The organism is Haladaptatus paucihalophilus DX253, from assembly GCF_000376445.1.
Taxonomy (GTDB): domain Archaea; phylum Halobacteriota; class Halobacteria; order Halobacteriales; family Haladaptataceae; genus Haladaptatus; species Haladaptatus paucihalophilus.
Genome location: NZ_AQXI01000002.1, coordinates 39,075 through 63,704 on the forward strand (window position 1 = coordinate 39,075; position 24,630 = coordinate 63,704).

Consider the following 24,630-nt stretch of genomic DNA (forward strand, 5'->3'; position numbering starts at 1 on the left):
TTGCTGTTTTTCACATTTCTCGATTAGTGGTTGTACTTCGTATTTTTATCGACGACAGGTTTCAGAATACCAGAAACGGTCTCACGAGACCGTTCGGGTGGAGATACCACCGTGACGGGCGAATAGAAACGGACCCGTACTGCTCGGACGACCGAAATCGCCATCGCGTCGGTCGTCGCTCCATATGATATTGTCTTATTCTTACAATACTGATGCGTACTTCCCGTTTCGTCGTGGTGATACTCAGTTCGTCGACCGTCGCCGTGGTTTCGTCTCCGAAGCACCATCGAGCGACTCGATTCGGGCCGTCTTGGTCGCGTCTCGCTCTCGAACTCGATCTACTCGTCGAACGTCACTTTCGTCATCACTCCCGCGCTGTCCTCTCGTTTCCACGCCGTGAGAATCGGAACCCGATTTGATTAGCTGTCGAGAAGTAGGAATACCCGTACCATGTCTTCGACACTCCGAACTCGGATCGACCCCATCAAAATCGCGCTCGGTGTCTTCACCGTCCTCGGACTCGCCCTAACGGGAGTTGCCGGATACGCACTCCTGTCCACGGGCGGCGGTTCGGTGTTGATCTCGGCCAACACCGCGGTCGCGCTCCTGTCGGGCACGTCGCTCGTCGTGTTCGTCCTGCTCGCCTCGAAAGCGTTCGAGCGCCGGATGGCCGGTCGAGGCCACTGAACACGGCGATTCGACTCGTTTCCGGGAACGGACGACTGCTCGCGCGGTCGTCCCTCTTTTTTCGACGACAACAGAAATAGGACGGGCGAGCGGTCGAACGACGATTCCTGTCGCTCCGATAGTTCCGGGTTCGATACTCCGTCAGACCGCCACCGAGTCACTGCCGGGTGGCTCAGTGGCTCGCTCTGGACGACCGCTTGCCTCCGTCGTACACGGCGAGGACGGCGAGCACGAACAGCGCCTCCACGATGGCGACGACCACGATGGGGACTTCGATACTGAAGAACCCGAAGAACGTCCGGAGTTCGAGGGCTATCGGGATGCTCATCGCCACGAGGATGAGAGCACCGGCTGCTGTGAGTTTCATGCTATCACCCCCAGTAGCAGGTTGAAGCCGTCTATCAGCACCGGGACGGCGACGGTCCTGCCGAACAGCCCGGCGTCCCTGATGATGCTCGCCAGCGGGATGACGTAGGCGAGAATCACGAGGATGGCCGCGATGGCCGTCCACAGTTTCAGGTTGTCGAGGACGACCGGACTTCCGCTCGCTCCCGAAAGCGGTGCGGGAATCCGGCCGTCGACCGGCATCTCGATGGGGTCCTCGATGGACGAGAGGAGGATGTTGAACAGGAACAACACGACCGACAGGAACAGCAGGGCGGCGCCGATAGCGATTTGCGCGCGGAGTTCGGCCACCGACCCGATGGTCGCCGTGAAGTCGAAGCTCTGGTACTGGGGTTCGGCGGTCCGCCGGGGAATGCCGAGGAGTCCGGCACGGTGCATCGCGTTCGACATGAGCACCATCCCGACGAACCACGTGACGACCTGAAACAGGCCGATGGGACGGCTGTAGAGCCGCCGTCCGGTCAGTTGCGGGACGAGCCAGTAGGCTCCCGCCATCATCGTCAGCGCCACCGCGGTCCCGACTGTCAGGTGGAAGTGGCCGGGAACCCACAGCGTGTTGTGGACGAGGTAGTTGATGTTCATCCCGGCGTTGATCATGCCGGAGAACCCGCCCGCCGCGAACATGAGTCCCGCGAGCGCCATCCCGGTGAACGCCGGGTCGCGCCACGGGAGAACGCCGAGCCACCTGAGATAGCCCTTACCGCCGCGCTGGCGCGCGCCGTGTTCCATACTGGCGACGACCGTGAACGCGGTCAGCAGGCTCGGGAGCAGGAGGAACATCGTGTTCGTCATGGCGATGAACTTGAAGCCCTCCGCGATGCCAGGGTCCAAATACTGGTGGTGGATACCGACCGGCGTCGAGAGCAACAGGAACAACACGAACACCACGCGTGCGAGCGGGTCGCTGAACAGGCGACCGCCCGAGAGTTTCGGCAGCACGGTGTACCACAGCAGGTAGGCCGGCATCAGCCAGAAGTAGACGACCGGGTGGCCGAAGTACCAGAACAGCGTCCGGGTGAGGAGGGGGTTGATGGTGTCGATGAAGCCGAGCGACCACGGGATGAAGAAGAACACGACGGAGATGGCGACGCCGAGGGTCGAGAGGTACCACATCACCATCGTCGTCAGCACCATGAACGTCTGGAGCGGAATGCGCTCGTCGGGGTGCTCGCTTCGCCACTTGCGGAAGGCGAGGAACCAGTCCGCGCCCGCCATCCACGTCCCGATGATGAACATCGCCAATCCGACGTAGAACAGCGGATGCGCTTGTAAGGGCGCGTAGAAGGTGTACAACACGTCCGCGCTCATATCGAGGCTCGGGAACAGACCGGCGACGATGGCGATTGCCGCGAACGTCGCGCCGGTCGTCGTCAGCCCGAACCACGCCCACGTCAACTTGATGTTCGGGAGCGGCGATTCCAAACTCCGTGTGACGGCCCACGTGAAGAGGCCGAGGAGGTAAAAGATGGTGAACACCAGCGCGAGCAGGACGCCGTGCCCCGTGAGGATGGTGTAGTAGTCGGTCGAGGGAAGGATCCGGACGAATCCCGTCCGGTGGAGTCCCTGGATCAGTCCGAAGAACGCGCCGATGCCCAGCGCGACGAACGAAACGAGGAACGTCGCCTTGATGACTTTTGCTTCCTCGGGATACTCGTCTACGTACAGCGACATCTCAAGCACCTCCCGCCGTCGCGTTGAACTCGTCCTCGGGGACGACCTTCAACGTTCCTTCCATGCCGTGGTGGCCCGCGCCACAGTATTCGTTACAGAGGATACCGTACTCCCGCGGACCCGAGACTTCGACGGTGAACGTCGCTATCTGTCCCGGAATCACCATCGTGTTGGCGTTCGTGCCGACCACCTCGAACCCGTGTATCACGTCCGCGGACGTCACGTGGAACGTGAGCGTGCTGTTGGCGGGCACGACGATGGGTTCGTTCGTGCCGGGTTGATACACGAATTGCTTGGCGACGACGTACACGTCGTACTCGTTCGCCCCGGTTTTGTAGACGCCGGGGTTACCGAATTTCGGGTGTTGGTCGACCGCTTTCGGGTCGATGGTTCCGCCCTTGTCGTCGATCATCGAGACGCCAACGCCGACCGCACCGTACGTGACGGTCGCGATGATGCCAACTATCAACAACAGCGACGCGGCGAGCCAGAATTTCTCGTACTCGTGTATCTCCATGTTATCCCACCACCGTGATACCGCGGCCGAGGAACTCGACGAAGTACATGAACACCCACATCGAGACCAAAATCATGAAGTACACGAAAATCAGCGTCAGCGTCCCGATGGGGTCGAAGTCGTCGTGTTCCAACTCCCGTTCGATGCCGTCGGAGGCCGACCCGACGAGGTATCCGCGTGGACGCTCCGCCGAGTCGCTCTCTTGAACCGAACGTTGCTCCAGTTCTGTCGACATACCCCAGGCTACGAAGAGATTTTTTAAATTATGTGTCCGTAATTCTCATCGGCTGGAAATCGGCGAAGTACCATAAGTACAGTAGTCCCAATTACGGGTATGGACCCGTCGAAACGTGATTCTCGGCTCAAAGCCGAGCTGTCGAAGCATTCGCCTCGAAGTGTGAGTATTATCGCTCTCCTTGCACTCGTTCCGGTGGTCGCGTTCGCTTTCGAGAAGAGTCTGTACGCGGGCGTCGTCACGTCTATCAACGTGAGTCTCATCTTCACGAGCATCTACCTGCTCGTCTCGCCGACGGAGGGCGGCCACGGGACCGACGTCGCCGAACCCACGGCTTGACGACGATGTTCGTTCCGCTCCACGGTCACGGCGTGGCGCTCCCGACCGGGAACGTGGACGCCGTGGTGTTTCTCGTCATCGGCTTCCTCGGCGGCGGCCACTGTCTCGGAATGTGCGGCCCGTTGGTGAGCGTCTACGCCGACCGACTGCGGGAGATGGAGGGTACCGAGACCGGGACGCTGACGCTCCTGCAGGTGCGCCAGCACGTCGTGTTCAACCTCGGCCGGACCGCCGGGTACGCCGCCGTCGGAGCCCTTCTCGCCGCGCTCGGCGCGGTCACGGTCGGGTCGATGAGCGCGGTGCTGTCGGTCGGCACCGGGATTCAGGCCACGACCGCACTGCTCTCGGGTGGATTCATCGCCGTCATGGGATTCTCGTACGTCGGCGGGTCGGTCAGGCATCCGTCCATCGGACCGCTGAACGACCTGTTCGGCCGGATAAGCGGCGTGCTGACGCGCCGGGTGGACGATTTCGTCGGCGATGCCCGCATCGCGGGCCTCGGGGTCGTTCACGCGCTCCTTCCGTGCCCGATAACGTACCCCGCGTACGTCTACGCGTTCGCGCTCGGCGACCCGCTCCGCGGCGGGTTCCTGCTCGCGCTCGTCGGTCTCGGAACGCTCCCGACGCTGCTGGTCTACGGCACCGTCTTCGGGTCGCTGTCGGCGAGCAAGCACCTGCACCGTATCTTGGGTATCGCGTTCGTCGTCCTGGGCTACCTGATGCTCGCACACGGACTGATGCTGTTCGGCATCGACGTGCCGCGGGTGGCGCTCCCGCTTCCGTCGCCGAACTATCGACTGGTGGGGTGAAACGGTGAGCGAATCAACCGCCGCGACGGACGACCGACGCGCCCCGGACGACAGAAGCGCAACAGACGAGTGTACGCTCTGTGGATTACCGACCGGCGACGCGCCCGTCACCGACGATGACGTCGCGGGGGGCTACTGCTGTCGTGGCTGTCTCGAAATCGCGCGAACGCTGGACGACGTGGAGGCGGCCGACGCCGACGAGGTGCGAAGCGAGCGGAAAACGGGGACGGAAAACGCGCCCGAAGACGCGGACCACACCTACCTCGCGGTCGATGGGATGCACTGTGCGACCTGCGAGACGTTCATCGAATCGACCGCCGCCGACGCGGACGGCGTGTACGGCGCGGACGCGAGCTACGCGACGGACATGCTTCGGGTCGCCCACGACGCGGACACCGACTTGGAGGACGTCCGTCGCGTCCTCGACCGCTACGGCTACGGCGTCGGCGACCCCGACGACACGGACGACGAGCGCACCGATACGCAACTCGTCCGCTTCCTCATCGGCGGCGGCGTCTTCGGGATGATGGTGATGATGTGGTACGTCCTCTTTTTGTACCCGAGCTATCTGGGCTTCGCGCCGCTCGTGGACCTCGGCGGCTTCGACGGCCTCTACCTGTTCGGCAACGTCTGGCTCATGTCCTCCATCGTCCTCTTTTACACCGGGTATCCGATACTCCGCGGTGCGGTGGTCAGCCTCCGCGCTGGACAGCCGAACATGGACCTGCTCGTGTCCTTGGCGGCCGTGAGTTCCTACTGTTACAGCGCCGTCGCGGTGCTCGTCGGGGGGACCCACGTCTACTTCGACGTGACGGTCACCATCGTCATCGTGGTCACCATCGGGAACTACTACGAGGACCGCATCAAGCAGCGCGCCACGAGCGGCCTCTCCGAGTTGACCAGCGCGCACGTGGACGACGCCACCCGCATCACCGAGGACGACGACCACGAGACCGTCCCCGTCGAGGACCTCGTACCGGGGGACCGCGTTCTCGTCCGACCGGGCGAACGCGTTCCGGTGGACGGGACCGTTATCGACGGCAGCGCCGCCATCGACGAGTCGCTCATCACGGGCGAGTCGATTCCCAAGACGCGACGTCCCGGCGACCCCGTGCTCGGCGGCACCATCGCGTCCGACAACCCCATCGTCGTCGAGGTCGGCACCGACGCGACCAGCACGCTCGACCGACTCGTCGAACGGCTGTGGCAGATTCAGAGTTCGCGGTCGGGCATTCAGCGACTCGCGGACAAACTGGCGACCCTCTTCGTACCGACGGTGCTCGTCCTCGCGGTGGTCACGACGGGTTACCACCTCGTCACGGGTTCGACGGTCGCCACCGCCCTCCTCACCGGACTCACCGTGCTCATCGTCTCGTGTCCCTGTGCGCTGGGGCTGGCGACGCCGCTGGCGGTCGCGTCGGGCATTCGGGAGGCGGCCGACCGGGGAATCGTGGTCGCCTCCGACGCCGTGTTCGAGTCCGTCCCCGACGCCGACGTCGTGGTCTTCGACAAGACCGGCACGCTCACCGACGGCGCGATGACCGTCCGGGACGTCGTGGTCAACGGTGACGCCGACGACGCCGACAACACCGACGCCGACGACACCGACTCGGTGCTCGCTCGTGCGGGCGCGCTCGAACGCTTTTCCGCTCACCCCATCGCGGCGGCCATCGCGGACGCGGCCGAGGAAACGCCCGACGCCGAAGACGTCGAGACGCACGACCGGGGCGTGACCGGCGTCGTAGACGGCGAGCAGGTCGTCGTCGGCCACCCGAGCCTCGTGGAGTCTCGTGGCGTTGCCCTCACGTCGTCGGACAAAGCGACGATAGCCGACGCCCGCGACGCGGGCAGCGTTCCCGTCGTCGTCGCGTGGGGCGGCCGCGTCCGCGGCGTCGTCGTCGTCGGAGACACTCCGCGACCCGAGTGGGAGACGGCCGTCGCGGCTATTGGCGGCGACCGCGACGTGGTGATACTCACGGGCGACGACGAGCGTGCAGTCTCCCGATTCCACGCCGACCCGAACGTCTCGGAGGTGTTCGCTGGCGTTCCCCCACAGGCCAAGCGGGAGACCATCGAACGTCTAAAATCACGCGGGACGGTGGCGATGGTGGGCGACGGGAGCAACGACGCGCTGGCCCTCGCGGCGGCCGACATCGGCATCGCGCTCGGAAGCGGCACCGACCTCGCGGGCGACGCCGCGGACGCGGTGCTCGTGCGCAACGACCTTGATGCCGTCCCCGAGGTGTTCGCGGTCGCTCGCGGCACGAACCGGCGACTCCGGCGCAACCTCGCGTGGGCGTTCCTCTACAACGCGGTCGCCGTCCCGCTCGCGGCGTTCGGGTTGTTGAACCCGCTGTTCGCGGCGGTGGCGATGGGAACGAGTAGCCTCATCGTCGTCGCCAACTCGGCGCGGTCGTTGGACTGAGTGGGTCCCTCGATCGCTCCCGCCATGGGCAATATTGAAGTCACCTTCTAGTCCTATACCCAACATAACGATATTACGATGAGCAGCTATCCGGACACCCAACAGCGGATTAGAGAGGCGGCGTTTCGCGCACTCGCCGAACACGGATACGCGGACCTCTCGATCAAGGATATCGGTAACGAACTGGGTCAAAATCCCTCTATAATCTATCACTACTACGATAGTAAGGACGACCTCCTCCTCTCGATGCTCGACGTCTTCGTCGAGATATTCGTCGGACAGCAGGACGAGCAACAGATTACCGATGCGGAGGATGAACTCAGACGGTTCGTGGGGCAGATACTACACCCGACACCAGCACAAGTCGAACGAGCCATATTTTCCCCACCGACGGATATCGAGACGGCGGTTTCACGGGTGTACGTCGAACTGTGGGCGCACGCGACGTGGGACGATGACTTCCGAAAGGAAACGACGCAAGCGGAAGACAGTCTACGGGCGGTGATCGCTCGAATACTCCGGGCGGGAATAGAAGACGGCCAGTTCCGGTCGGTCGATGCTGAACTGACGGCGGACCACATCTGCTTTCTCATCGAACAAGGACTACACACACAGGCGACGACGAACCGCGATGACGCCGTCGAACGGGTTCTGACGATAATCGACGGAATCGTAGCAGACATCTCTCTCGAAGACTAGTTGTCGCTCTCCCGTAGGCGGTGTGTCATCGATATACCGCCGAGTTCTCGTTTCGAAATCGGAAACGACCTCTGAACCGAATTCGAGAAACCACTACATTCGGAATAACGGCCCTCAAGGTGCTGTTTGTGGGGGTTTGGATCTGTATAACCCGTCTTTCTCCCCTCTCACATCAGATGGAATAACAAAAAAGCCTATAATTGATTAATTGGTCAATTAACTCATGCAGTCCACAGATGCAGTCGTGGGAAAAAGCGAACTGCCGGAAGCGATCCGTAGTCGAAACGGACAGTTGGAACCGTTCGAGTGGTACGCTGAAATGCGTCGAAGCGCTCCCGTACACTTCGACGAGGAGCGACAGCACTGGGACCTCTTTCGGTACGAAGAAACCAATCGGGTTCTTACCGATTACGAGTCGTTTACCGCGAATCGAGCCGGCTCCGAGAACGCCACGGACGATGACGGAGCGATGTTTCAGACGATGATCATGGTTGACCCGCCGGGACACGACCGACTCCGCGGGTTCGTCAACGAGCGATTCCAACCGGGGACGCTCAGGGAGTACCAGCCTCGAATCGAGGAGTTAACCGAAGAGGTACTGGACCAAATCGACGGGGAGAACCGATTCGATTTCGTCGATGAGTTCGCGATACGACTTCCGATAACCATCATCGCGGAACTGTTGGGAATTCCTGCCGAACGCCGCGACGAGTTTAAAGAGTGGTCGGACGCACTCGTCGCACGTCCCGAGGACGGATCCGAATCTTCGATCAAACGGAGCCAAGAGCGGATGCAGTGGGCACAGCAACAGATGGGACAGTACTTCGCCCAGTTGCTCGAAGAGCGCCAAGACGGAAGCGGGGACGACCTCATTACGCTCGCCGCGACGACCGAGGAGCTGAGCAGGGGAGAACAGGTCGGCTTCTGTATGCTCCTTCTCGTTGCGGGGAATATCACGACGACGAACCTCCTGACGAACGCCCTCTGGTGTTTCGAAGAGCGAGGGATAACCGATGCGATTCGAACGGGAGAAATAGATCGGAAACAGGCTATCGAGGAGGTGCTCCGATACCGCTCTCCGATTCAATCGTTGGACCGTGTTGCGCTGGAGGACGTCGAACTGAACGGACGGCAAATTCGGGAAGGAGACGTCGTAACGGCGTGGCTCGGTGCTGCCAACCGCGACCCGGAACTCTTCGACGCTCCCGAGGAGTTCCGTCCCGAACGAAGTCCGAATCGCCACATCGCATTCGGAAAGGGTGTCCACTACTGTTTGGGCGCTCCGCTCGCACGAATCGAAGCGGACGTCGCGTTCGACGTCCTGCTCGACCGGTTCGAAACGATAGAGGCGGATTTGACGGACTTACAGCCGCTCCGTAGCCTGTACGGTCTCGAATCGCTCACGTGTACCATCGAGGAATAATCATGAATGGACTACGCGGAAAGACGGCGGTCGTAACGGGAGCGGGCTCGGGAATCGGACGCGCGTCGGCACTGCGATTCGCCGAGGAAGGTGCAAACGTCGTCGTCGCGGATGTGGTCGAAGAGACCGGCCGCGAAACGGCCGACCGCATCGAGGACGATGGCGGTGACGCGACGTTCGTCGAAGTCGACGTCTCCGATTTCGAGTCGGTCGAGCGAATGGTTGACGTGGCAGTCGATACGTACGGAAGCCTCGATTTCGCTCACAACAATGCGGGAATCCTCACCGGCTTCGTGGAGATGGCCGACATCGAAGAGGGTCTCTGGGACAAACTCCTCGACGTCAATCTGAAAGGTATCTGGGCCTGCATGAAGGCGGAACTCCCCGTCATGGAAGCGCAGGGGAGCGGGGTAATCGTCAACACGGCCTCCGAGGCCGGGTTGGTCGGAATGGGTGGACTCGCCAGCTATTCCGCCAGCAAGCACGGCGTCGTCGGGTTGACTAAAACGGCCGCTCTCGAATACGCCACCCGCGGTATCCGTGTCAACGCGATCGCTCCCGGTCCGACGAACACCAACATCCAGGCCAACACGGAGGGAGAAAGCGGCGACCTGACGTCGATGCCGTTCGATACGTCGGCCATGACCGACGTGCCGATGGGGCGCGGCGCAGACCCCGAGGAAATGGCCGGTGCGGTGGCGTTCCTCTGTTCGTCCGACGCCTCGTACATCACCGGGCACACGCTCCCCATCGACGGCGGTCAGGCGGCCGACTGAGACGACCGTCTTCTCTTTGTCTCTCCCGAACGGCGGTCGGACGCGACGAACGCAATCGTGGATGTTCGGTTGGGATCCGTTCTTGCGCCATTCGCGGACCGACGAGCGCGTGCGCCGCGTTTGAGAGCCCGCACGTCCCAACCAACGATTCACCCGAGCGAGATATCGAGATATAGCATCACGATAGCGCCGAATATCGTCCCCAACGTCGCGATACGCTCGTGTCCCTTCGTGTGCGTCTCCGGGACGATTTCGTCGCTGATGACGAACAGCATGGCTCCGGCGGCGAATCCCATCGCGTAGGGGAGCAAGGCCGAGACGGTTTGGACGGCGTACGCGCCGAGGACCGCGAGGGGTATCTCGACCGCGCCCGAGCGAATCCCCGCGAACGCGGCGTAGAAGCGTTTGTCCAGTCCCGCGTTGATGGCGGCCACCGACACCGCCAATCCCTCGGGGATGTTCTGAATGCCGATGGCGAGCATGAGCGGGACGGCGGTGCCGAGATTTCCGCTTCCGAACCCGACGCCGACCGCGAGTCCTTCTGGCATGTTGTGAAGCGTGATGGCGAGGATGAACAGGACGACACCGGCGAGTCGCTCGTCGTCCACCGCCAAGTCGGCGTCGGGATTGGCGGCATCCGGTCGGCGTTGGCCGGAGAGGAGGATATGTGCGTGTGGTACCAGCACGTCGGACCGGTCCAAAAAGAGGGCACCCACGGCCATCCCTATCAAGACGGGGATCGGGTTGCCGTTGGAGTACGTTTCGATTCCGGGGAGGATGAGGCTCGTGAAGCTCGCGGCGAGCATCACGCCAGCGGCGAACCCGAGCGCGCCGTCCATCGCCCGTTCGGACGGGTCCCGCCAGACGAACACCAACGACGCCCCAAGGAGGTTGAAAAACGCGATAATCAGTCCCCCGACGAGTCCGTTGACGACCGGATTCGACCCGAACAACTCCGCGAACTGCGCAGGTATCACGGCGACCACTCCTCGTCTCCTGAATCCATCGTTGTCAGTCGGATATTCACCGGCCAACCCTCTTGAAGGTTGAGTGGCGTTCGCGTCGAGCGGCGGTTCCTTCTCACCCTGGCTAACGGCGTTCGAAACGGGGGTATCGTTTCATTAGCTATCGGGTCGAGAGAGTACGCATGGACGAAACGGGTGCGATATCGTACGACGACGTTTTGGTGCCGACCGACGGGAGCAAAGCGGCGAAACGCGCGACGGAACAAGCGGTCGAACTCGTGACCGAGAGCGGCGGGACGGTCCATGCGCTGTACGTGATGGACATGGGAGACGCGGATTTCGTGGCCACGCCGAGCGACATCAAGGAAACCCGAAAGCGACTGGAAAAGAAGGGACAGGGATTCGTGGACGCGGTGAAAGACCGGGCCGACGAAAGCGGCGTCGATTGCGTTACCGTCGTGAAGTCCGGAATCCCGGAGGACGAAATCGTCGAGTACGTCCGCGACCAGGACATCGAGTTGGTGGTGATGGGGAGACGGGGGCGTTCTGACCCGGACAAGCCGCTCATCGGTTCGACGACGAAGCGCGTCCTCGGCGTCCTCGACGTTCCGGTTCGCGTGGTCTGACGGCCGAACGGGTCGGAACGCGTGTTGTAAAGCGTCGTCCATACCGTCGAGCGACGGACGGTTCGGTGACCGGGTGGGGGTAAGAATAACGTCGGACCCGGTCGTTACCCGAACGGTTAATGCAGCCGAATCGTCGCACCCTTTTGAAAACGCTGGGAGTCGGCGCCATCGGAGCGCACGCCACCCTCAGAACGGACGCGACCGGCACGGACGAGCAGTCGCCACCCTCGACGTCGCCCCCGGAGCGAGGGACGACGGACGCGGGTCCACCGTCGGAGCGAATCGCGTGGGGACCGCCCGCCGCCGTCGGAAACGGGACGATTCGGACGTTCGTTGCGAGCACCGGTTCCGGGAAACCCCGCTCCGTCGGCGTCCGGTTCTCCGCCGACGCGCTGGAGGGGTTACCGACCGCACCGACCGACGGGAAGTGGAACATCCCGGACGGCAAAGCGCCGTGTTGCGGACACGAAACCGTGCTCGGGTTTCCGGAGACGGCCGCTTCCATCCCGTTCCGCTGGTTCATGCTCAACTGGAATCCGACCGGCCACCCGCCACCGGACGTTTACGCCGTCCCGCACTTCGACTTCCATTTTTGTCTGATGCCGCGGGAAAAGCGAACCGAAATCAGAAACGGCGATTGTCCGCGGGCGTCCACCGCGGTCACGTGCGAGACGCTGCAGCGAGGGACGGAACCCCTTCCGTCCGGTCAACGACCTCCCGACTACGAGTCGCTCGGTGCCGTCGAACCGGGGATGGGGAACCACTTGATGGACCTGACCGCACCGGAGTTCAACGGCGAGCCGTTCACCCACACGTTCCTCTGGGGCACGTTCGACGGCGAACTGATATTCTTCGAACCGATGGTCACGCGGTCGTTCTTCCGCGACCTCTGCACCGAGATTCGACGGCCCATCACGATGCCGACGGCGTTTCCGACGGCGGGCTGGTATCCCACCGCGTACGCGATTCGGTATTCCAGAACCGGGGACAACTACGTGGTCTGTTTGGAATCGTTCCGCTGGTTCGAAAGCGAAACGAACGGCCGCGACCACACCGATGTGATGGGGTGCTGAGGTCGCCGACATCGGGGGTGGGGAGCTAACAGCCTTCGGGGGTGTAAATCCAGATCATGTTGTCGTTCTCGTGTCCCTCGTTGCTCGTGTCCTCGCCGATGATGACCCGTTTGTCTCGCATAACCACGAGGTTGTCCGGGTTGGAGATGACGTTCTCCTCCTCGAAGTCGTCACCGGTCACGAGGTCGGATGCGGCCTTCCCGAGCTTTTTCATGCCGCCGCCGCTCGTCCCGTTTTCGTCCTCCTCGGTCGGGTTGTACCCGCAGTCGGGACAGACGCTGCTCTTCGAATCCGGGCGCGCGTCGTACGGACAGCCGCCGCAGATGTTGGCGTTCGGCCCGCCGACAACCGCGGGTTCCATCCGCGAAACGTCGTAGTCGGCTTCCAGCGGCAGTCGGTAGACCGCACCCCACTCGTCACCGGCGAGTTGGATGTCCCCTTCCTCGTCGTTCATCGTCTCGCTCGTCTCCGAAATCGCCATATAGAGGAAGTCCTCACCCGGAACGGCCCCGGTGCGGATGTTGAGGCCCTCCATCTTGCGGAACTCGTCGGTCGCACCGACGGCCGCGGCCGCCCGCCGGGTTTCGAGGAACGGGACGCGGCGGAGCTCCTCGTCGATACAGCCGATTCCGCCGTCTTCGTACTGTTCCGCCCACGCGTCGACTTCCTCGGGCGTGATGTAGAACGGGTTCCCGTTCTCCTCGACGTAGGCGTCGATGTCCGCGAGGCTCGCGTCGTCGTCCAACGCATCGACCTCCTCTCGAATCGCGAGGTAGTCGGCCTGTGTCACCCCGTCGTACTCGGCTATCCACGATTCGATTTCGTCGAGGTCGGCGTGGCCGAGCGGTATCCAGTCGAGTTCGAAGCCCACCTCGGCGGGGTTGCCGTTCGGTTTCCCCTGTTGGTTCGCTTTCGCAACGTACAGCGTTCCCTTCGAACCGTACTCCGTGACGTCTCCCCGTCCGGCCACGTCCTCGTCGGCGACGAACTTGTAGAAACACTTCCCGGTGCCGTCGGAACTCGTGTACGCGGTTCGCTGGTCGGGCATGACCACCGCGACTTCGTGCGCCGCGCGGCCGAACGTGGTCAGTTTCGTGGCCTCCACGTCGGTCACGTCGTCCGCGGTCGGGTTCCCCATCGCGACGATGTGGCCGTAGCGGTACGGGTTGGCGTAGGTGTCGGAGATGAGCGTCGCCGTTCCGTTCTCGGGGACGTCGACTTCCTCACCGTCCCGCGTCCCGCCGAGATACAACGCCTGTTTTTCGACGCCGTTGAGTCCGAAGCTCCCCTGCACTCCGTCCTCGGAGATGCCGGGGCTGTCGTCGATGGTGGCCGGTTTCGGCCGGTTCCAGAACCGAGTGGCCGGGTGCGAGTACTGCTCTTCCGCGCTCATCGGCACCCCCTCGGGGCTGACGCTCCCGAAGCAGTTGATGTTCGTCCCCTCGACGCGGCGGAGCGGTTCGTCGACGTTTTCTGCACCGACGACCTCCCAGCCCCCGTTTTTCCCGCGCTGACGGAGGTGCAATCGGGTTACCATCCCCGGTTGCGTCTCGAAGTTGGTGAACAGGTAGCCCTCGTCGCTCGCCTCGTCGTCCGGGACGAACCCGTTGAAATCGGGCCAGTACCCGTACTCCGAGTACTCCGACCCGTCGAGGTCGCCGACCGGCGTTCCGTCCGGCGTGGTCGGAATGCCGAGCGACTCACCGCTGTCGGTTTCGTCGCCACCCTGTGCGAGGACTTGGTAACTCCCCCGTGCCAACCGCACGTCGGCCGCCTGCTTCTCGCTTTCCGAGGGTTGAACGCTCGGAAAGTCTCGCGGGAGGTCGTTCATGTTGACCCCGACGACGGCTCCGATGGTTCCCTCGTTGTACGGGTCGTCGTTTTCTCGGCTCGGGTGTTGGACGTTGAAGAAGAACTGCCCCTCTTCCGTGACGTAGAGTCCCGTCACCTCCGCGCCGGTGGCGCTCGTCGCGAACCGATGGAGGGTCCCTTCCTCCTCGTCCTCGTGACCGCGATCCGACGAACTTCCGCTCATCGTCCCCGTTCCGGCGTGGCTGAGGAACGCTGTCGATGCAGTTACGGCGAGTATCCCTCTGCGGGTGACCTTTCTACCCATATATTCGTTAATGTTGTATCTATACATATATCTATTCTAATTATGTGGATATAATACAAGATTTATAGCTGCTGAATCGAGATGCTGCAATTCAATTTCGATTCGGACCCGTCCGAACACCTGCTGTCGGGAACCATCGATGCGAGAGGCGTCCGGCGAAACATCTCAATTTCCAGTACCATCGAGCAGTTCTTCGGCACGAAGATGATGGTGCCCGGCTACGGATTCATGCTGAACAACGAACTCACCGACTTCGATGCCGTCCCCGGCGGACCGAATCAGGTCCAGCCCAACAAGCGGCCGTTGAGTAGCACGAGTCCGACCATCGTCTTCCGTGACGGCGAGCCGTACATGACCGTCGGTTCCTCCGGTGGGAAGACGATTATCACAACCGTCGCTCAAGTGCTGCTTAACGTCGTCGAGTACGGAATGAGTCTCCAATCGGCTATCGCCGCCCCGCGTATCTACGCCGACGTCGACCCGTCGGTCTATTGGGAAGATGGCCTCCCGAAGGGAGTGCGAAAGAAGCTCCGTGCCCGCGGCCACACGTTGAACGACGAGCCCACCCAACTCGGCAACGTCCAGGCGATTCGGGTGCTCGATTCCGGGACGTACCGCGGTGCGGCGGACGGACGACGGAACGGTGCCGTGTACGACGGGTCCGAGTAGCTTTTCCGTCTCTCCTTCCGGTCGCGTTTTCGGCAATAGCGATGCGATATCCGTGTCGAACGGAGATGGGTCCAATTTCATCAAAATTGACAGCAATAATTTAAATAGAATACTAATATTGAATAATTATTAGTGCTGAAAGCAAGTATGATTGGATGGCACTCCCGTGCCGTGTTATCAAGTGCACGACGAACGTACCCACTCAACCGAATTGGACCGCTCGAAGGACATCCCGATTTCACGCCGCCAGTTCGTCAGACTGTCCGCTGCAACGGCCGGTGCAGTGTCGCTCTCGAAGGGTGTCGCCGCCGAATCAACGTCGTCGGCGCCGACGGAACTCTACGATTTCGTCCTCGGGCGCGTCGATGAGGAGTGCGAGATTCCGACGTTGGTCGAACTGCGCCGACCGGCGTTCGACGCGCTCGAACCCTACTCGGACGACTATTTCCGAACGACGACGGACCCGACAATCGCGGCGTGGCTTCGACTGACGCCGACGGAAGCGCGAGACGTGGCCGAACTCGATGCCGTCGATACCCTCAAATTCTCGCCGGGGTCGAATCCGTTCTGGCGACTCGGCGAGTACGCAAACGGCGCCTTCCCACCCGTCGACGACAGCGTCGATTACATCGACTACGAACAGATGGTGGACGGAATCCACCATCTCGAAGCCGAGCACAGCGACCGAGTTCGCGTCCGCTCGTGGGGGCAGAGTCCGGGACACGAGAACCTCTTCGAAGAGACGGCGTCCGACCCCCGAGAATTGTGGGTCGTCGAGGTGACGAACGATATCGACGACGAGACGGCGTTCCAGGAAAAGGAGAAGGTGTTCTTCTCGTTGAGCATTCACGGTGACGAACGGTCGGGTGCGGAGGCCGGTTCCCGGTTCGTCCAGCGACTGCTCGATGGCGACGAGCCGACGGTCGAGGCGATGCTGGACCACGTCGTCCTCCTGTTCGCGTACACGAATCCCGATGGGTTCTCCGCGCGTCGACAGGAGTATCTCGTCAACGACGACCCGATAGGGGACCCCGAACCGGAGAACAACTCCTTCAAACGGGTGACCGGAACCGGTGTCGACCCGAACCGCGGGTATCCGACGGTCGGGTGGGTCAATCCGGCATACTATCCCGCCGAGCCGAACGGAAGGGACCTGCAGGACGATATGCCGGGTGTCGACGACGACGTTCCGACGTCTCCGAAGGAGTACGAGGAAATCGTGCCCGACTCACTCGATATCGTCGAGGCGCTTCGAGGGTACGACAACCTCAACTACGGGTCGGACCTCCACGGGATGTTCTGGTCCTCGAACTTCATCGAGGGACTCATCGTCAACGACCAGTACGACCACGGCGAACTCCACGACATCTACGAACTCAATCGACGGGCGAATGTCCGGGTCCGAGACGAAATCGAGAGCGACCTCGACGCCCGTCGTGAGCAGTTCGAGGCCCTGAACAGGGAGTATCTCATCGACGGCTACGGCGTTCCACCGGAGTACGTTGACCGATACGACACCTCCGTTCCGGAATCGGGGTACGAATACGGCACCATCTTCGACACGATTCAGTATACGACCTCGGGGACGCTCATCAGTTGGATGAGCCACCCGGAGGACCAGGGCGGCCTCGGGGTCACGATGATGGCTCACGAGATGGGGTGGGATAATCGCGTCTTCGACCGGATGGTGTTTCGACCGTGGTTGGTAGACCTGCAAGCGCGTGGGTTCCAAGAGGTGATTCGGACCGTCACCGAACACGCCGCAAACGACGTGACCGCCGACATCCGAACCGGCAACGCGACGACCGCATACGTCGAGACCGATTCCCTCACGCGACGGTCGAGTGCGCTTTCGTTCGAGGATATCGATACGACGACGGCCAGGGAAAAGCTCGGAGTTGGCAAGCAGTGGACCGCATCGAGCGTTTCCGTTCCGGACGGAACGCACGAACTCTCGATAACCGTCGATTCGCCGACCGGCCCCATTCTCACGAAACTCCGCGACGGGAGCGGACGGGTCGTGCGCTCGCACGACTCCGCTAGCGACCGGCCACGACGGACGGCCGAATGGTCGATTCCGACGCCATCCAGCGGCGAGTGGACGGTCGAGGTGAAAACGCTCGGTGGCGAGCGGGAGGGAACGGCGACGGTCGATCGGACGGTCGTCAGCAGTACCGCGGACACCGTGATGTCCCCCGACCCCGAATCGGTCTTCGGGTACGAACAACGGAGCTACAGCGTCTCCCCGCTTGCCTATTTCTCCGATTACGAAGCGTACATGACCGACGGGCGGGGACGGAAAAGCAGTGAGACGCGCGGTCATCACGGACAGCACGGCAACGGCAATATCACCGATGGGATGACAGGGCTAACCGTCGAAGACATCAAAGACGGAGCGCTGTTTCGCGGGCGGAGCAGCCGACTCGCCGTCGAAAACCTCGTCGTTTCTCACGCGGATGGGGCCGATGACGACGCGTACGTCCGGGAACTCGACCGATTCGTCTCGAACGGCGGTACCCTCGTTCTCACCGACGCCGGCGTCTCCCACCTCGGACTCCTCGAAAACGACTTGGCCGCGGGGATTACGGCGGACGACGTTACCACGTTCGAGAGTGAAATCCCTCATTTCGACCGACGGAACGACGACCATCCGTTGTTGATGGGAACGCGGAACGTCCAGCGTGAATTCTTCAACGTCCCCCCGCTCGGCTATCCCATCGCCAACGCCCCCGCGACCGGCGTTGCTCCCACGGCCTTCGAGGATGCGGGCGGAACGGTCGCCGGGGTCACCGACGGTCAAGAGCGGCTTGTGACCGCAGGGTCGATACGCCGCGAGGATGGTTCCGGGATTCACGTCATCGGTGGGATGTTACCGCCCGCGTACCAACGCGTTGCCCATCCCTTCGGCATGCTGGAGTACACGGCTACGTTCCTGTCCCATACCATGCTCACGAACGCGCTCGGATTTACGCAACGTCGATACGTGAACGGTGACCTCGTGGAGACGTTCGGCACGCTCGATTGAGGTCACGAGCACCGCCTTTCGACTTTCCCGACCCGGTCGCGTTCTCGCCCGCGTCGTCGAAAGATACCAAACGAAACGGTGGCGTGGAGGCGTCCACACGGCATCCATTCGAGCGGAGTCAGCATCGACTTACCCGAATTGGGGATGGTATACCGAACTACTGTCAGTTATACAATCACAGGTATTGATATCGTGTGCTATCATTTAGCAATATGTCGATGTCCATTCAAGGTACTGATCAGGAAGCCTGGGAGGACTCGCTCGTCAAATCGAGGGGTGCTCGTCTCGCTGACCTCCTCTTCTTGGAAGAGGGTTTGAAAATGCTCTCGTGGTTTCTCATCGGCGGTGTGTTCGTCACTCTGGTCGTCGTTCGTCTGCTCGGACGGTATCACGTTCCGGTCGAGTTACTTCTCCTCTTCTCCGTGGGACAGGGGTGTTTCCTCGTTGGCATCTACTATCTGACCCAGATATCCGCGCCGTCGAACGACCGTCCGATATTCGATTCGTCGGAGTGACGGGACCCTGTTGGACCGGTCGCCGGTTCCGACGGTCCGTTAGTTCGCACTCTGAGCCCGAAGAGGGTCATCGAGTCGACCACTGCCAAACTACACGGACATCGTATGCGTCGTCGGCTACCGTACCGCCGTTTTCATCCGTGTCGATGGATATCACCATTCACCGTGATTTTATACTACGGTGACACGAGGAACGTAATACGCGAGGTTGTCAGTTCATGATTCCTTCACCGACGTAGCGATTCCCGTCTCTCGCTTCGCTCGTCCACCGAGCCACGTTCAGACCGATAGCAGTGGCTACGACGGCGGACGCACTTCGAAGGGCGGTCAGCCAGCCCCCGATGTCACGAGGGACCATCGCCGCACCGCGTAAGTGGTGAGAGCGTCGCTACCGAGTTCGCTTCCGATGGCTCCGTAGCGGCATCGCTGTCGCACCTACACTCGCCGTATCGCACGCATATCGACCGAACAAGAGGTACATACCCATGAGACAAGCACCAAGACGATTGCCACACGAACGACCATCTCGTCCGGCCGACCGGACACCACCCGCCCGACGTGCTCCGAGAGACACGACCCTCGTGTCTCTGTTCGGACTCACCCTGCTCGGGATGTACGGGCTCGTCCTGAGCGCAGCTCCCGTTCTCGCCGCGGTGGTCGCGGCGTTCACCATACTCCCTGCCATCTCGGTCGTCGGTCCCTACGTCGTCGTTCGAGTCGTCACTCTGGGACTCGAACGCGGGCGAGACGCCCGGCAACCGATACGGAGCATCACCGGGTTGTCCACGGACGCGGAGTCCAGACGAATCGACGACTGAACGCCGCGCCTTCGTATTCTCTCACGTTCCGAATCGACCCCACCGAAACAGTTTAGCGCGATTTTTCCGAACAGCGTCCTATGACGATTGAAGATTCCGTCCCGCAAACGGAGTGCCGTTCCGCTACGAAACGGCAAAGGGACGGTCGAACGATTCTCACCGGTCGGCGAGTCGAGCGGAGACTGCCAGTGAATTGGGCGGGAGCGCCGTAACAGATGGTCGGCGAAGCTCGCCAACCGGAGACGGAGACCGGTCCCCTCGACGGAATCACCGTTCTCGATGCGTCCCGCGTCCTCGTCGGTCCGTTCTGCACGATGCAGTTGGGCGACCTCGGCGCGGACGTCATCAAAATCGAGCGACCGGGGACCGGTGACCAGACGCGAGAGTGGCACCCGCCGACGTACGGGGAGTCGGACGAGAGCGCGTACTACCTCAGCGTGAACCGCAACAAGCGCTCGATGACGCTCGACCTCGCGAGTGACGAGGGGCAAACGGTCTTCCGCGACCTCGCCAGCGAAGCCGATGTCGTCGTCTCGAACTTCCGCGTCGGCACGATGGAGGAGTGGGGACTCGATTACCAGACCCTCCGAGAGGACAATCCCGGCCTCGTCTATTGTGCCCTCTCGGGATACGGCGAGTGGGGGCCGGACAAAGACCGACCCGCGTACGACCTCATCATGCAGGCGGAGGGCGGACTGATGAGCATCACCGGCGAGGCGGACGGCTCGCCCGTTCGAGTGGGCGTGGCCATCGCCGACATCGGCGCGGGGATGTACGCGACCCAAGCCATCCTCGCCGCACTGCTTGAGCGCGAACTCGGGGACGGAACGGGACAGAAGGTCGATGTCTCGCTCCTCGACGGTCAGGTCGCGTGGATGAGCTACATGGCCTCGAACTACTTCGCCACGGGAACCCCGCCCGAACGAATGGGGAGCAAACACCCGACGCTCGCCCCGTATCAAGCGTACCCGACGGCGGATGGGTACGTGGTCATCGCGGTTCCGTCGCCCAACCTCTGGCCGAAGTTCTGTCGTGCCATCGACCGCGAGGACCTCATCGACGACGAGCGATTCCGCGACAACGCCTCTCGCGTCGAGAACCGCGACGAACTCGATGCACTCCTCGAACCGACGTTCGCGGAGTTCACGACGGCAGAAATAGTGGAGACGATGGACGACCACGGCGTCCCGGCGACCGACGTCAAGGATATGCAGGACGTCTTCGACAATCCACAAGTGAATGCGCGAAACATGCAGTGGTCGGTTTCCCATCCGACCGCGGGCGACGTCGAGATGGCGGGTAGTCCGATGCACCTCTCGAAGACGCCGACGCGGGTTCGCGCGCACCCGCCACTCCTCGGCGAACACACGGAAGAAATCCTTTCTGAATTCGGCTATACGGAGGCGGATATCGAGCGACTGTCCGACGAGGGCGTTCTCTGACGCTCGTCACGTCTCGACGCTAGACCCCTTCGTCGGGCGGTTAGGCTTGCTTTATTAGCTCGTCGATGATGGCGTTCGCGCTGGCGAGATTCGTCGCCAGTGGCACGTCGTGAACGTCACACACCCGTAGGAGCGCGTTGATGTCCGGTTCGTGCGGTTGGGCGGTCAACGGGTCGCGGAGGAATATCACGGCCTGACAGTCCCCGGTGGCTACCGCGGCCCCGATCATCATATCTCCGCCGAGCGGTCCGGACGCTTTCGGCTCGACTTCGAGGTTGGTGTTCTCGTTGATTCGCTGTCCGGTCGTTCCGGTCGAGATGCAGTCGACGTCCGACAGTTGGTCGATGTTATCTCGGACGAACTCGACCAAATCGGGTTTCTTCTCGTCGTGTGCGATGAGCGCGATTCGCATACAGTGGCGTATCACCGGCAGTCTCTTTACAATACGGGTGCCGAATCCCCGCCGTCCCTCGGACGAATGCGGTTCTGATAGGCTATCGAACGACGCGCGGCGATTCGAGGACCCTACGCGCGATGGTCGCGTGGCGAATTTCCCGGCAGTCGGTTCGTCGTGTACAACCCTGCGAGGACGAGGATGACACAGCCGACGAGCGAGGCGAGGCCGATGAACACGACGTCGAATCGATAGCCCGCTTCGGTGAGCACGCCGACGGTCGCAGTGCCGTTCGCCTCGACCAGCAGGGAAATACCGGTGAACGCCGCGTAGACGACGCCGCGGTTTTCGTCCGACAGCGAGTTGAGGAAGTAGGTGTCCAAGGCCGGAAACAGGCTGTGTATCGAGTACCCGATGGCGACCGAGACGACGGTTAGCGCGACGATGCCACCGGCGGCGGTGAGCGCGACCACCGACACCACGAATCCGGTCAGTATCCCGAGGATGTACGGGACGATGGGGAGGCGGTCGGCGAGCCGGCCGCCGAACCAGAACGCGGGTAGTCCGGCCGCGAACACGACGGTGAGGAGGAGGTTCGCCGTCGTCGTCGATACCCCCTTCGACGAGTGCAGATAGACGACGTAGAAGTTGAACAAGCCCTGCCACAGGAACCCCGCGACGCCGACCATCAGGAGGCCGACCGCGATGAGCCGCCAGTGGGAGCGCACGGCGGACAGAAACGCGCGGTCCGGGGCGGACTCGTCGGCGATTCGGGACCCTCGAACGATGCTCGCCAGCACGATGCTGAAGACGACTGCGACCGCCGCGAGCAGGACGAACGCCGTCCGCCACGAGGAGACGAGTAAGATTCCGACGACGATGGTGGGTGCGAGCACCGCCGCCAGTTGCGACGCCGCACCGTGGATGCCGACGGTTCGCCCGACCGCGTTCGGATACAGTTCCGCGATTAGCGGCACGGCGGCGACGAAGTAAGCCCCGCTGGCGACGCCGAGGAGAAACGTCCCGACGCGAAGCGAAGCGATGGAATCCGCGACCGCGATGAGTCCCGACGACCCGGCGAGGACGAATCCCGTCGCGAGAACGGCCTGATACCGCGGGACGCGGGTGAGGACGTACCCCATCGGAATTCGCGGGAGTGCGGTTCCGAGCCACACCAACGATATCAACACGCCGATGGTCGCCTGGTCGGTCGAAAAGGCCACCGTCAGGGGTTCGAGCAGCGGTGCGAAGACGGTTCGCCCGAAGTTCATCAGGAATACGAGCCCGCAAAGCGTTCCGAACAGGCGGCGTCTCACTACCGTCTATACCGAGTCGGACGACTCAACCGTTGCGGAAACGGCAGGGGTGACGTTCGTGGCCGACGGGTTGCCGACGAGTTGACGACGAATAGACGACCCGCCGATGCGTTCTCACCGATGTGCCGTGGCCGTCGCTCCCGGTCGGCCCGTTTGAGAATTCAAGCACGATGAGAACGCTGAGCAGTTCGGACTGCGTAGTCATTCGTTCGACGTCATTTCAGACACCATGAATGTACTGGACTCATTCGTCGATGGCGGTTTCGGGTGACGGACTCCGTTAGCCGTCCGGGTCGAAGAGTTCGATCGCCGTTCGCACCGCATCGTCGTCCGTCGATGCGTCTCGCAACACAGCATCGGGCGTCGCCACGATGCCGTCCACGATGTCGGTTGCCATCCGCTCGATGACCGCTCGCTGTTCCGCCGTGAGACCGTCCTCGCCGCCGAGTCGTTCGACCGCTCGCGCGACCTCCCGCCGTTCGAGTTCCGCCCCCTGGCGGTGAATCGCTCGTCGAACCGCCTCGGGGTCCGCTTCGTCTCGGTCGAGTAGTTCGGTGGACGGGACGGACGGACTCCCGTTCCGGGTGTCGTTCACGTCCATGGTAAATCAGCCGACGTACACTCGGGTCACGTGGCCGCCGCACCCGCATTGATCGACGTATTCACACTCGATATCGGAACCGAACTCGTCGACGAGCGCGTCGAAGAGGTACGTTTCGGGGTGGCCGTGATTCGCGTGCGTGACCACGTTCACGTGGTTTCCTCGCGCCGTGTGCTCGACGGCATCGACCGCTTGCGAGCAGACGAGTCCTGTATCGTCGGCGTGTTCTGGCTTTTCGAGATTCACCGACCACGAATTGTGGTGAACCCGCTCGGTGACCGGTTCCGCGTCGTCGTGCGAGATGCCTTCCATAGGTACGGGTTGGATGCCGTCGGCAGAAAACCGTCCCCCGAACATGTTCGTCGTGAGCTATTGGGGGTCCCGACGATATCGTACGGTATCGATGGCAACCGCGAAACTCACGCTCACGCTTCCCGCCGAGACGTGGATCGGCGACGTCTCGACGACGTACCCGGATGCGAAATTCAGGGTGCTGGCCGCCCTTCCCGCCGACGATATCGGCGTCGGATTGCTCGAACTCACGGCCGCCGACCTCCCGCCGATACTCCGCGAGATGGACGACCACGACGGTATCGTCCACTTGGACCTGTTGCGGGCGTCCGACGATACGTGCCTCGTCGAGTTCGAGACGACCGACCCCCTCCTCCTGCTCTCGGTACAGGAGTCCGCGGTTCCGCTCGAACTCCCCCTCACGATAACCGACGGTGACGCGACGTTCGAGGTGACAGCCGCGCGCGACCGGCTGTCCGCGCTCGCGACGCAACTGGACCTGTTCGGCGTCCCGTTCGAGGTGGAGTACGTCCGCGAGATGGCCTCCTCCGAGAGTCTGTTGACCGACCGACAGCGGCGTCTGGTGCGAACCGCCGTCGAATGTGGCTACTACGACTCGCCGCGAACCTGCACGCTCACCGAACTCGCGGCGATGACCGACGTCGCAAAATCGACCGCCAGCGAAACGCTGCACCGCGCCGAGGGGACGATTATCAAACGGTACGTAACCGACGAGGTGGCGGAGTGACCGTCCAGCGGTCGATGCCGGGTTCGGTTGGGACCCGTCGATAGC

General features: G+C 62.3%; 25 protein-coding genes. 15 read left to right on the forward strand and 10 right to left on the reverse strand.

What is annotated here, in order from left to right:
• The first annotated feature begins 450 nt into the window (after positions 1 to 450).
• Positions 451 to 687 (forward strand): hypothetical protein, encoded by a 237-nt coding sequence (locus B208_RS0116470; protein WP_007983168.1) that lies wholly within the window; start codon positions 451 to 453, stop codon positions 685 to 687.
• A gap of 172 nt (positions 688 to 859) precedes the next feature.
• Here the strand turns inward: B208_RS0116470 and B208_RS0116475 are convergent, their stop codons facing one another.
• The 4 genes from B208_RS0116475 to B208_RS0116490 are packed head-to-tail and all read right to left on the reverse strand — an operon-like array spanning position 860 to position 3,515.
• Positions 860 to 1,054, reverse strand: coding sequence for a hypothetical protein (locus B208_RS0116475; RefSeq protein ID WP_007983171.1), 195 nt, complete (start codon positions 1,052 to 1,054; stop codon positions 860 to 862).
• A complete protein-coding gene (locus tag B208_RS0116480; RefSeq protein ID WP_007983174.1) occupies positions 1,051 to 2,763 on the reverse strand; it encodes a b(o/a)3-type cytochrome-c oxidase subunit 1 in 1,713 nt (570 codons plus the stop codon). Before B208_RS0116480 ends, B208_RS0116475 begins: the two co-directional genes overlap by 4 nt.
• A 1-nt stretch (position 2,764) precedes the next feature.
• On the reverse strand, positions 2,765 to 3,280 hold the full coding sequence (locus B208_RS0116485) for a cytochrome c oxidase subunit II (protein WP_007983176.1): 516 nt from the start codon (positions 3,278 to 3,280) through the stop codon (positions 2,765 to 2,767).
• A 1-nt stretch (position 3,281) separates the two neighbouring features.
• Positions 3,282 to 3,515, reverse strand: coding sequence for a hypothetical protein (locus tag B208_RS0116490; protein ID WP_007983178.1), 234 nt, complete (start codon positions 3,513 to 3,515; stop codon positions 3,282 to 3,284).
• Positions 3,516 to 3,614: 99 nt separating this feature from the next.
• On the opposite strand from B208_RS0116490, the gene B208_RS0116495 reads away from it, so the two are divergent.
• The 6 genes from B208_RS0116495 to B208_RS0116520 all read left to right on the forward strand — a co-directional run bounded on the left by B208_RS0116495 (position 3,615) and on the right by B208_RS0116520 (position 9,986).
• The gene (locus B208_RS0116495) at positions 3,615 to 3,854 is read left to right on the forward strand and encodes a hypothetical protein (protein ID WP_007983180.1); all 240 of its coding nucleotides are present in this window, start codon (positions 3,615 to 3,617) and stop codon (positions 3,852 to 3,854) included.
• Positions 3,855 to 3,859: 5 nt separating this feature from the next.
• Positions 3,860 to 4,663 carry a sulfite exporter TauE/SafE family protein gene (locus tag B208_RS0116500; RefSeq protein WP_049805665.1) on the forward strand — a complete coding sequence of 268 codons (804 nt, stop codon included), beginning with the start codon at positions 3,860 to 3,862 and terminating at the stop codon, positions 4,661 to 4,663.
• A 4-nt stretch (positions 4,664 to 4,667) separates the two neighbouring features.
• Positions 4,668 to 7,088 (forward strand): heavy metal translocating P-type ATPase, encoded by a 2,421-nt coding sequence (locus B208_RS0116505; protein ID WP_007983184.1) that lies wholly within the window; start codon positions 4,668 to 4,670, stop codon positions 7,086 to 7,088.
• 78 nt (positions 7,089 to 7,166) lie between these two features.
• Positions 7,167 to 7,787, forward strand: a complete 621-nt coding sequence (locus B208_RS0116510; RefSeq protein ID WP_007983186.1) for a TetR/AcrR family transcriptional regulator — start codon at positions 7,167 to 7,169, stop codon at positions 7,785 to 7,787.
• Positions 7,788 to 8,010: 223 nt separating this feature from the next.
• A complete protein-coding gene (locus tag B208_RS0116515) occupies positions 8,011 to 9,210 on the forward strand; it encodes a cytochrome P450 (protein ID WP_026177902.1) in 1,200 nt (399 codons plus the stop codon).
• 2 nt (positions 9,211 to 9,212) lie between these two features.
• Positions 9,213 to 9,986 (forward strand): SDR family NAD(P)-dependent oxidoreductase, encoded by a 774-nt coding sequence (locus B208_RS0116520; protein WP_007983191.1) that lies wholly within the window; start codon positions 9,213 to 9,215, stop codon positions 9,984 to 9,986.
• Between the two features lie 149 nt (positions 9,987 to 10,135).
• Here the strand turns inward: B208_RS0116520 and B208_RS0116525 are convergent, their stop codons facing one another.
• The gene (locus B208_RS0116525) at positions 10,136 to 10,972 is read right to left on the reverse strand and encodes a ZIP family metal transporter (RefSeq protein ID WP_007983193.1); all 837 of its coding nucleotides are present in this window, start codon (positions 10,970 to 10,972) and stop codon (positions 10,136 to 10,138) included.
• Between the two features lie 161 nt (positions 10,973 to 11,133).
• On the opposite strand from B208_RS0116525, the gene B208_RS0116530 reads away from it, so the two are divergent.
• Positions 11,134 to 11,577: a universal stress protein gene (locus tag B208_RS0116530; RefSeq protein WP_007983194.1), complete on the forward strand. Its 444-nt coding sequence runs from the start codon at positions 11,134 to 11,136 to the stop codon at positions 11,575 to 11,577.
• Positions 11,578 to 11,720: 143 nt separating this feature from the next.
• Complete coding sequence (locus B208_RS0116535) at positions 11,721 to 12,650, forward strand: DUF5602 domain-containing protein (RefSeq protein WP_007983198.1); 930 nt, start codon at positions 11,721 to 11,723, stop codon at positions 12,648 to 12,650.
• 25 nt (positions 12,651 to 12,675) lie between these two features.
• On the opposite strand, the gene B208_RS0116540 is transcribed toward B208_RS0116535, so the two are convergent.
• Positions 12,676 to 14,766 (reverse strand): alkaline phosphatase PhoX, encoded by a 2,091-nt coding sequence (locus B208_RS0116540; RefSeq protein WP_232423841.1) that lies wholly within the window; start codon positions 14,764 to 14,766, stop codon positions 12,676 to 12,678.
• Positions 14,767 to 14,847: 81 nt separating this feature from the next.
• On the opposite strand from B208_RS0116540, the gene B208_RS0116545 reads away from it, so the two are divergent.
• The 5 genes from B208_RS0116545 to B208_RS0116565 all read left to right on the forward strand — a co-directional run bounded on the left by B208_RS0116545 (position 14,848) and on the right by B208_RS0116565 (position 21,235).
• Positions 14,848 to 15,435, forward strand: a complete 588-nt coding sequence (locus B208_RS0116545) for a gamma-glutamyltransferase (protein ID WP_007983202.1) — start codon at positions 14,848 to 14,850, stop codon at positions 15,433 to 15,435.
• A gap of 181 nt (positions 15,436 to 15,616) precedes the next feature.
• Positions 15,617 to 18,460 carry a M14 family zinc carboxypeptidase gene (locus tag B208_RS0116550; protein ID WP_232423842.1) on the forward strand — a complete coding sequence of 948 codons (2,844 nt, stop codon included), beginning with the start codon at positions 15,617 to 15,619 and terminating at the stop codon, positions 18,458 to 18,460.
• Between the two features lie 218 nt (positions 18,461 to 18,678).
• Complete coding sequence (locus B208_RS0116555; RefSeq protein WP_232423843.1) at positions 18,679 to 18,975, forward strand: hypothetical protein; 297 nt, start codon at positions 18,679 to 18,681, stop codon at positions 18,973 to 18,975.
• A gap of 581 nt (positions 18,976 to 19,556) precedes the next feature.
• Positions 19,557 to 19,793 carry a hypothetical protein gene (locus B208_RS0116560; protein WP_007983208.1) on the forward strand — a complete coding sequence of 79 codons (237 nt, stop codon included), beginning with the start codon at positions 19,557 to 19,559 and terminating at the stop codon, positions 19,791 to 19,793.
• Positions 19,794 to 20,008: 215 nt separating this feature from the next.
• Positions 20,009 to 21,235 carry a CaiB/BaiF CoA transferase family protein gene (locus B208_RS0116565; protein WP_007983209.1) on the forward strand — a complete coding sequence of 409 codons (1,227 nt, stop codon included), beginning with the start codon at positions 20,009 to 20,011 and terminating at the stop codon, positions 21,233 to 21,235.
• Positions 21,236 to 21,275: 40 nt separating this feature from the next.
• On the opposite strand, the gene B208_RS0116570 is transcribed toward B208_RS0116565, so the two are convergent.
• The 4 genes from B208_RS0116570 to B208_RS0116585 form a co-directional block, all read right to left on the reverse strand.
• Positions 21,276 to 21,647, reverse strand: coding sequence for a methylglyoxal synthase (locus B208_RS0116570; RefSeq protein ID WP_007983211.1), 372 nt, complete (start codon positions 21,645 to 21,647; stop codon positions 21,276 to 21,278).
• A 113-nt stretch (positions 21,648 to 21,760) separates the two neighbouring features.
• Positions 21,761 to 22,945 (reverse strand): MFS transporter, encoded by a 1,185-nt coding sequence (locus tag B208_RS0116575; RefSeq protein WP_268741695.1) that lies wholly within the window; start codon positions 22,943 to 22,945, stop codon positions 21,761 to 21,763.
• Between the two features lie 280 nt (positions 22,946 to 23,225).
• Positions 23,226 to 23,546: a hypothetical protein gene (locus B208_RS0116580; RefSeq protein WP_007983215.1), complete on the reverse strand. Its 321-nt coding sequence runs from the start codon at positions 23,544 to 23,546 to the stop codon at positions 23,226 to 23,228.
• 6 nt (positions 23,547 to 23,552) lie between these two features.
• A complete protein-coding gene (locus B208_RS0116585; protein WP_007983217.1) occupies positions 23,553 to 23,858 on the reverse strand; it encodes a CGCGG family putative rSAM-modified RiPP protein in 306 nt (101 codons plus the stop codon).
• 91 nt (positions 23,859 to 23,949) lie between these two features.
• Between B208_RS0116585 and B208_RS0116590 the strand changes: the two genes are divergently transcribed.
• On the forward strand, positions 23,950 to 24,585 hold the full coding sequence (locus B208_RS0116590; RefSeq protein ID WP_007983218.1) for a helix-turn-helix domain-containing protein: 636 nt from the start codon (positions 23,950 to 23,952) through the stop codon (positions 24,583 to 24,585).
• Positions 24,586 to 24,630 lie beyond the last annotated feature (45 nt).

Bases quoted from the DNA above. Each gene is read 5' to 3' on its own strand.
- B208_RS0116540 (WP_232423841.1), bottom strand. From the start codon at position 14,766: ATGGGTAGAAAGGTCACCCGCAGAGGGATACTCGCCGTAACTGCATCG.
- B208_RS0116485 (WP_007983176.1), bottom strand. From the start codon at position 3,280: ATGGAGATACACGAGTACGAGAAATTCTGGCTCGCCGCGTCGCTGTTG.
- B208_RS0116470 (WP_007983168.1), top strand. From the start codon at position 451: ATGTCTTCGACACTCCGAACTCGGATCGACCCCATCAAAATCGCGCTC.
- B208_RS0116570 (WP_007983211.1), bottom strand. From the start codon at position 21,647: ATGCGAATCGCGCTCATCGCACACGACGAGAAGAAACCCGATTTGGTC.
- B208_RS0116555 (WP_232423843.1), top strand. From the start codon at position 18,679: ATGTCCATTCAAGGTACTGATCAGGAAGCCTGGGAGGACTCGCTCGTC.
- B208_RS0116580 (WP_007983215.1), bottom strand. From the start codon at position 23,546: ATGGACGTGAACGACACCCGGAACGGGAGTCCGTCCGTCCCGTCCACC.
- B208_RS0116590 (WP_007983218.1), top strand. From the start codon at position 23,950: ATGGCAACCGCGAAACTCACGCTCACGCTTCCCGCCGAGACGTGGATC.
- B208_RS0116500 (WP_049805665.1), top strand. From the start codon at position 3,860: ATGTTCGTTCCGCTCCACGGTCACGGCGTGGCGCTCCCGACCGGGAAC.
- B208_RS0116495 (WP_007983180.1), top strand. From the start codon at position 3,615: ATGGACCCGTCGAAACGTGATTCTCGGCTCAAAGCCGAGCTGTCGAAG.
- B208_RS0116490 (WP_007983178.1), bottom strand. From the start codon at position 3,515: ATGTCGACAGAACTGGAGCAACGTTCGGTTCAAGAGAGCGACTCGGCG.
- B208_RS0116510 (WP_007983186.1), top strand. From the start codon at position 7,167: ATGAGCAGCTATCCGGACACCCAACAGCGGATTAGAGAGGCGGCGTTT.
- B208_RS0116565 (WP_007983209.1), top strand. From the start codon at position 20,009: ATGGTCGGCGAAGCTCGCCAACCGGAGACGGAGACCGGTCCCCTCGAC.
- B208_RS0116530 (WP_007983194.1), top strand. From the start codon at position 11,134: ATGGACGAAACGGGTGCGATATCGTACGACGACGTTTTGGTGCCGACC.
- B208_RS0116515 (WP_026177902.1), top strand. From the start codon at position 8,011: ATGCAGTCCACAGATGCAGTCGTGGGAAAAAGCGAACTGCCGGAAGCG.
- B208_RS0116480 (WP_007983174.1), bottom strand. From the start codon at position 2,763: ATGTCGCTGTACGTAGACGAGTATCCCGAGGAAGCAAAAGTCATCAAG.
- B208_RS0116585 (WP_007983217.1), bottom strand. From the start codon at position 23,858: ATGGAAGGCATCTCGCACGACGACGCGGAACCGGTCACCGAGCGGGTT.
- B208_RS0116520 (WP_007983191.1), top strand. From the start codon at position 9,213: ATGAATGGACTACGCGGAAAGACGGCGGTCGTAACGGGAGCGGGCTCG.
- B208_RS0116475 (WP_007983171.1), bottom strand. From the start codon at position 1,054: ATGAAACTCACAGCAGCCGGTGCTCTCATCCTCGTGGCGATGAGCATC.
- B208_RS0116545 (WP_007983202.1), top strand. From the start codon at position 14,848: ATGCTGCAATTCAATTTCGATTCGGACCCGTCCGAACACCTGCTGTCG.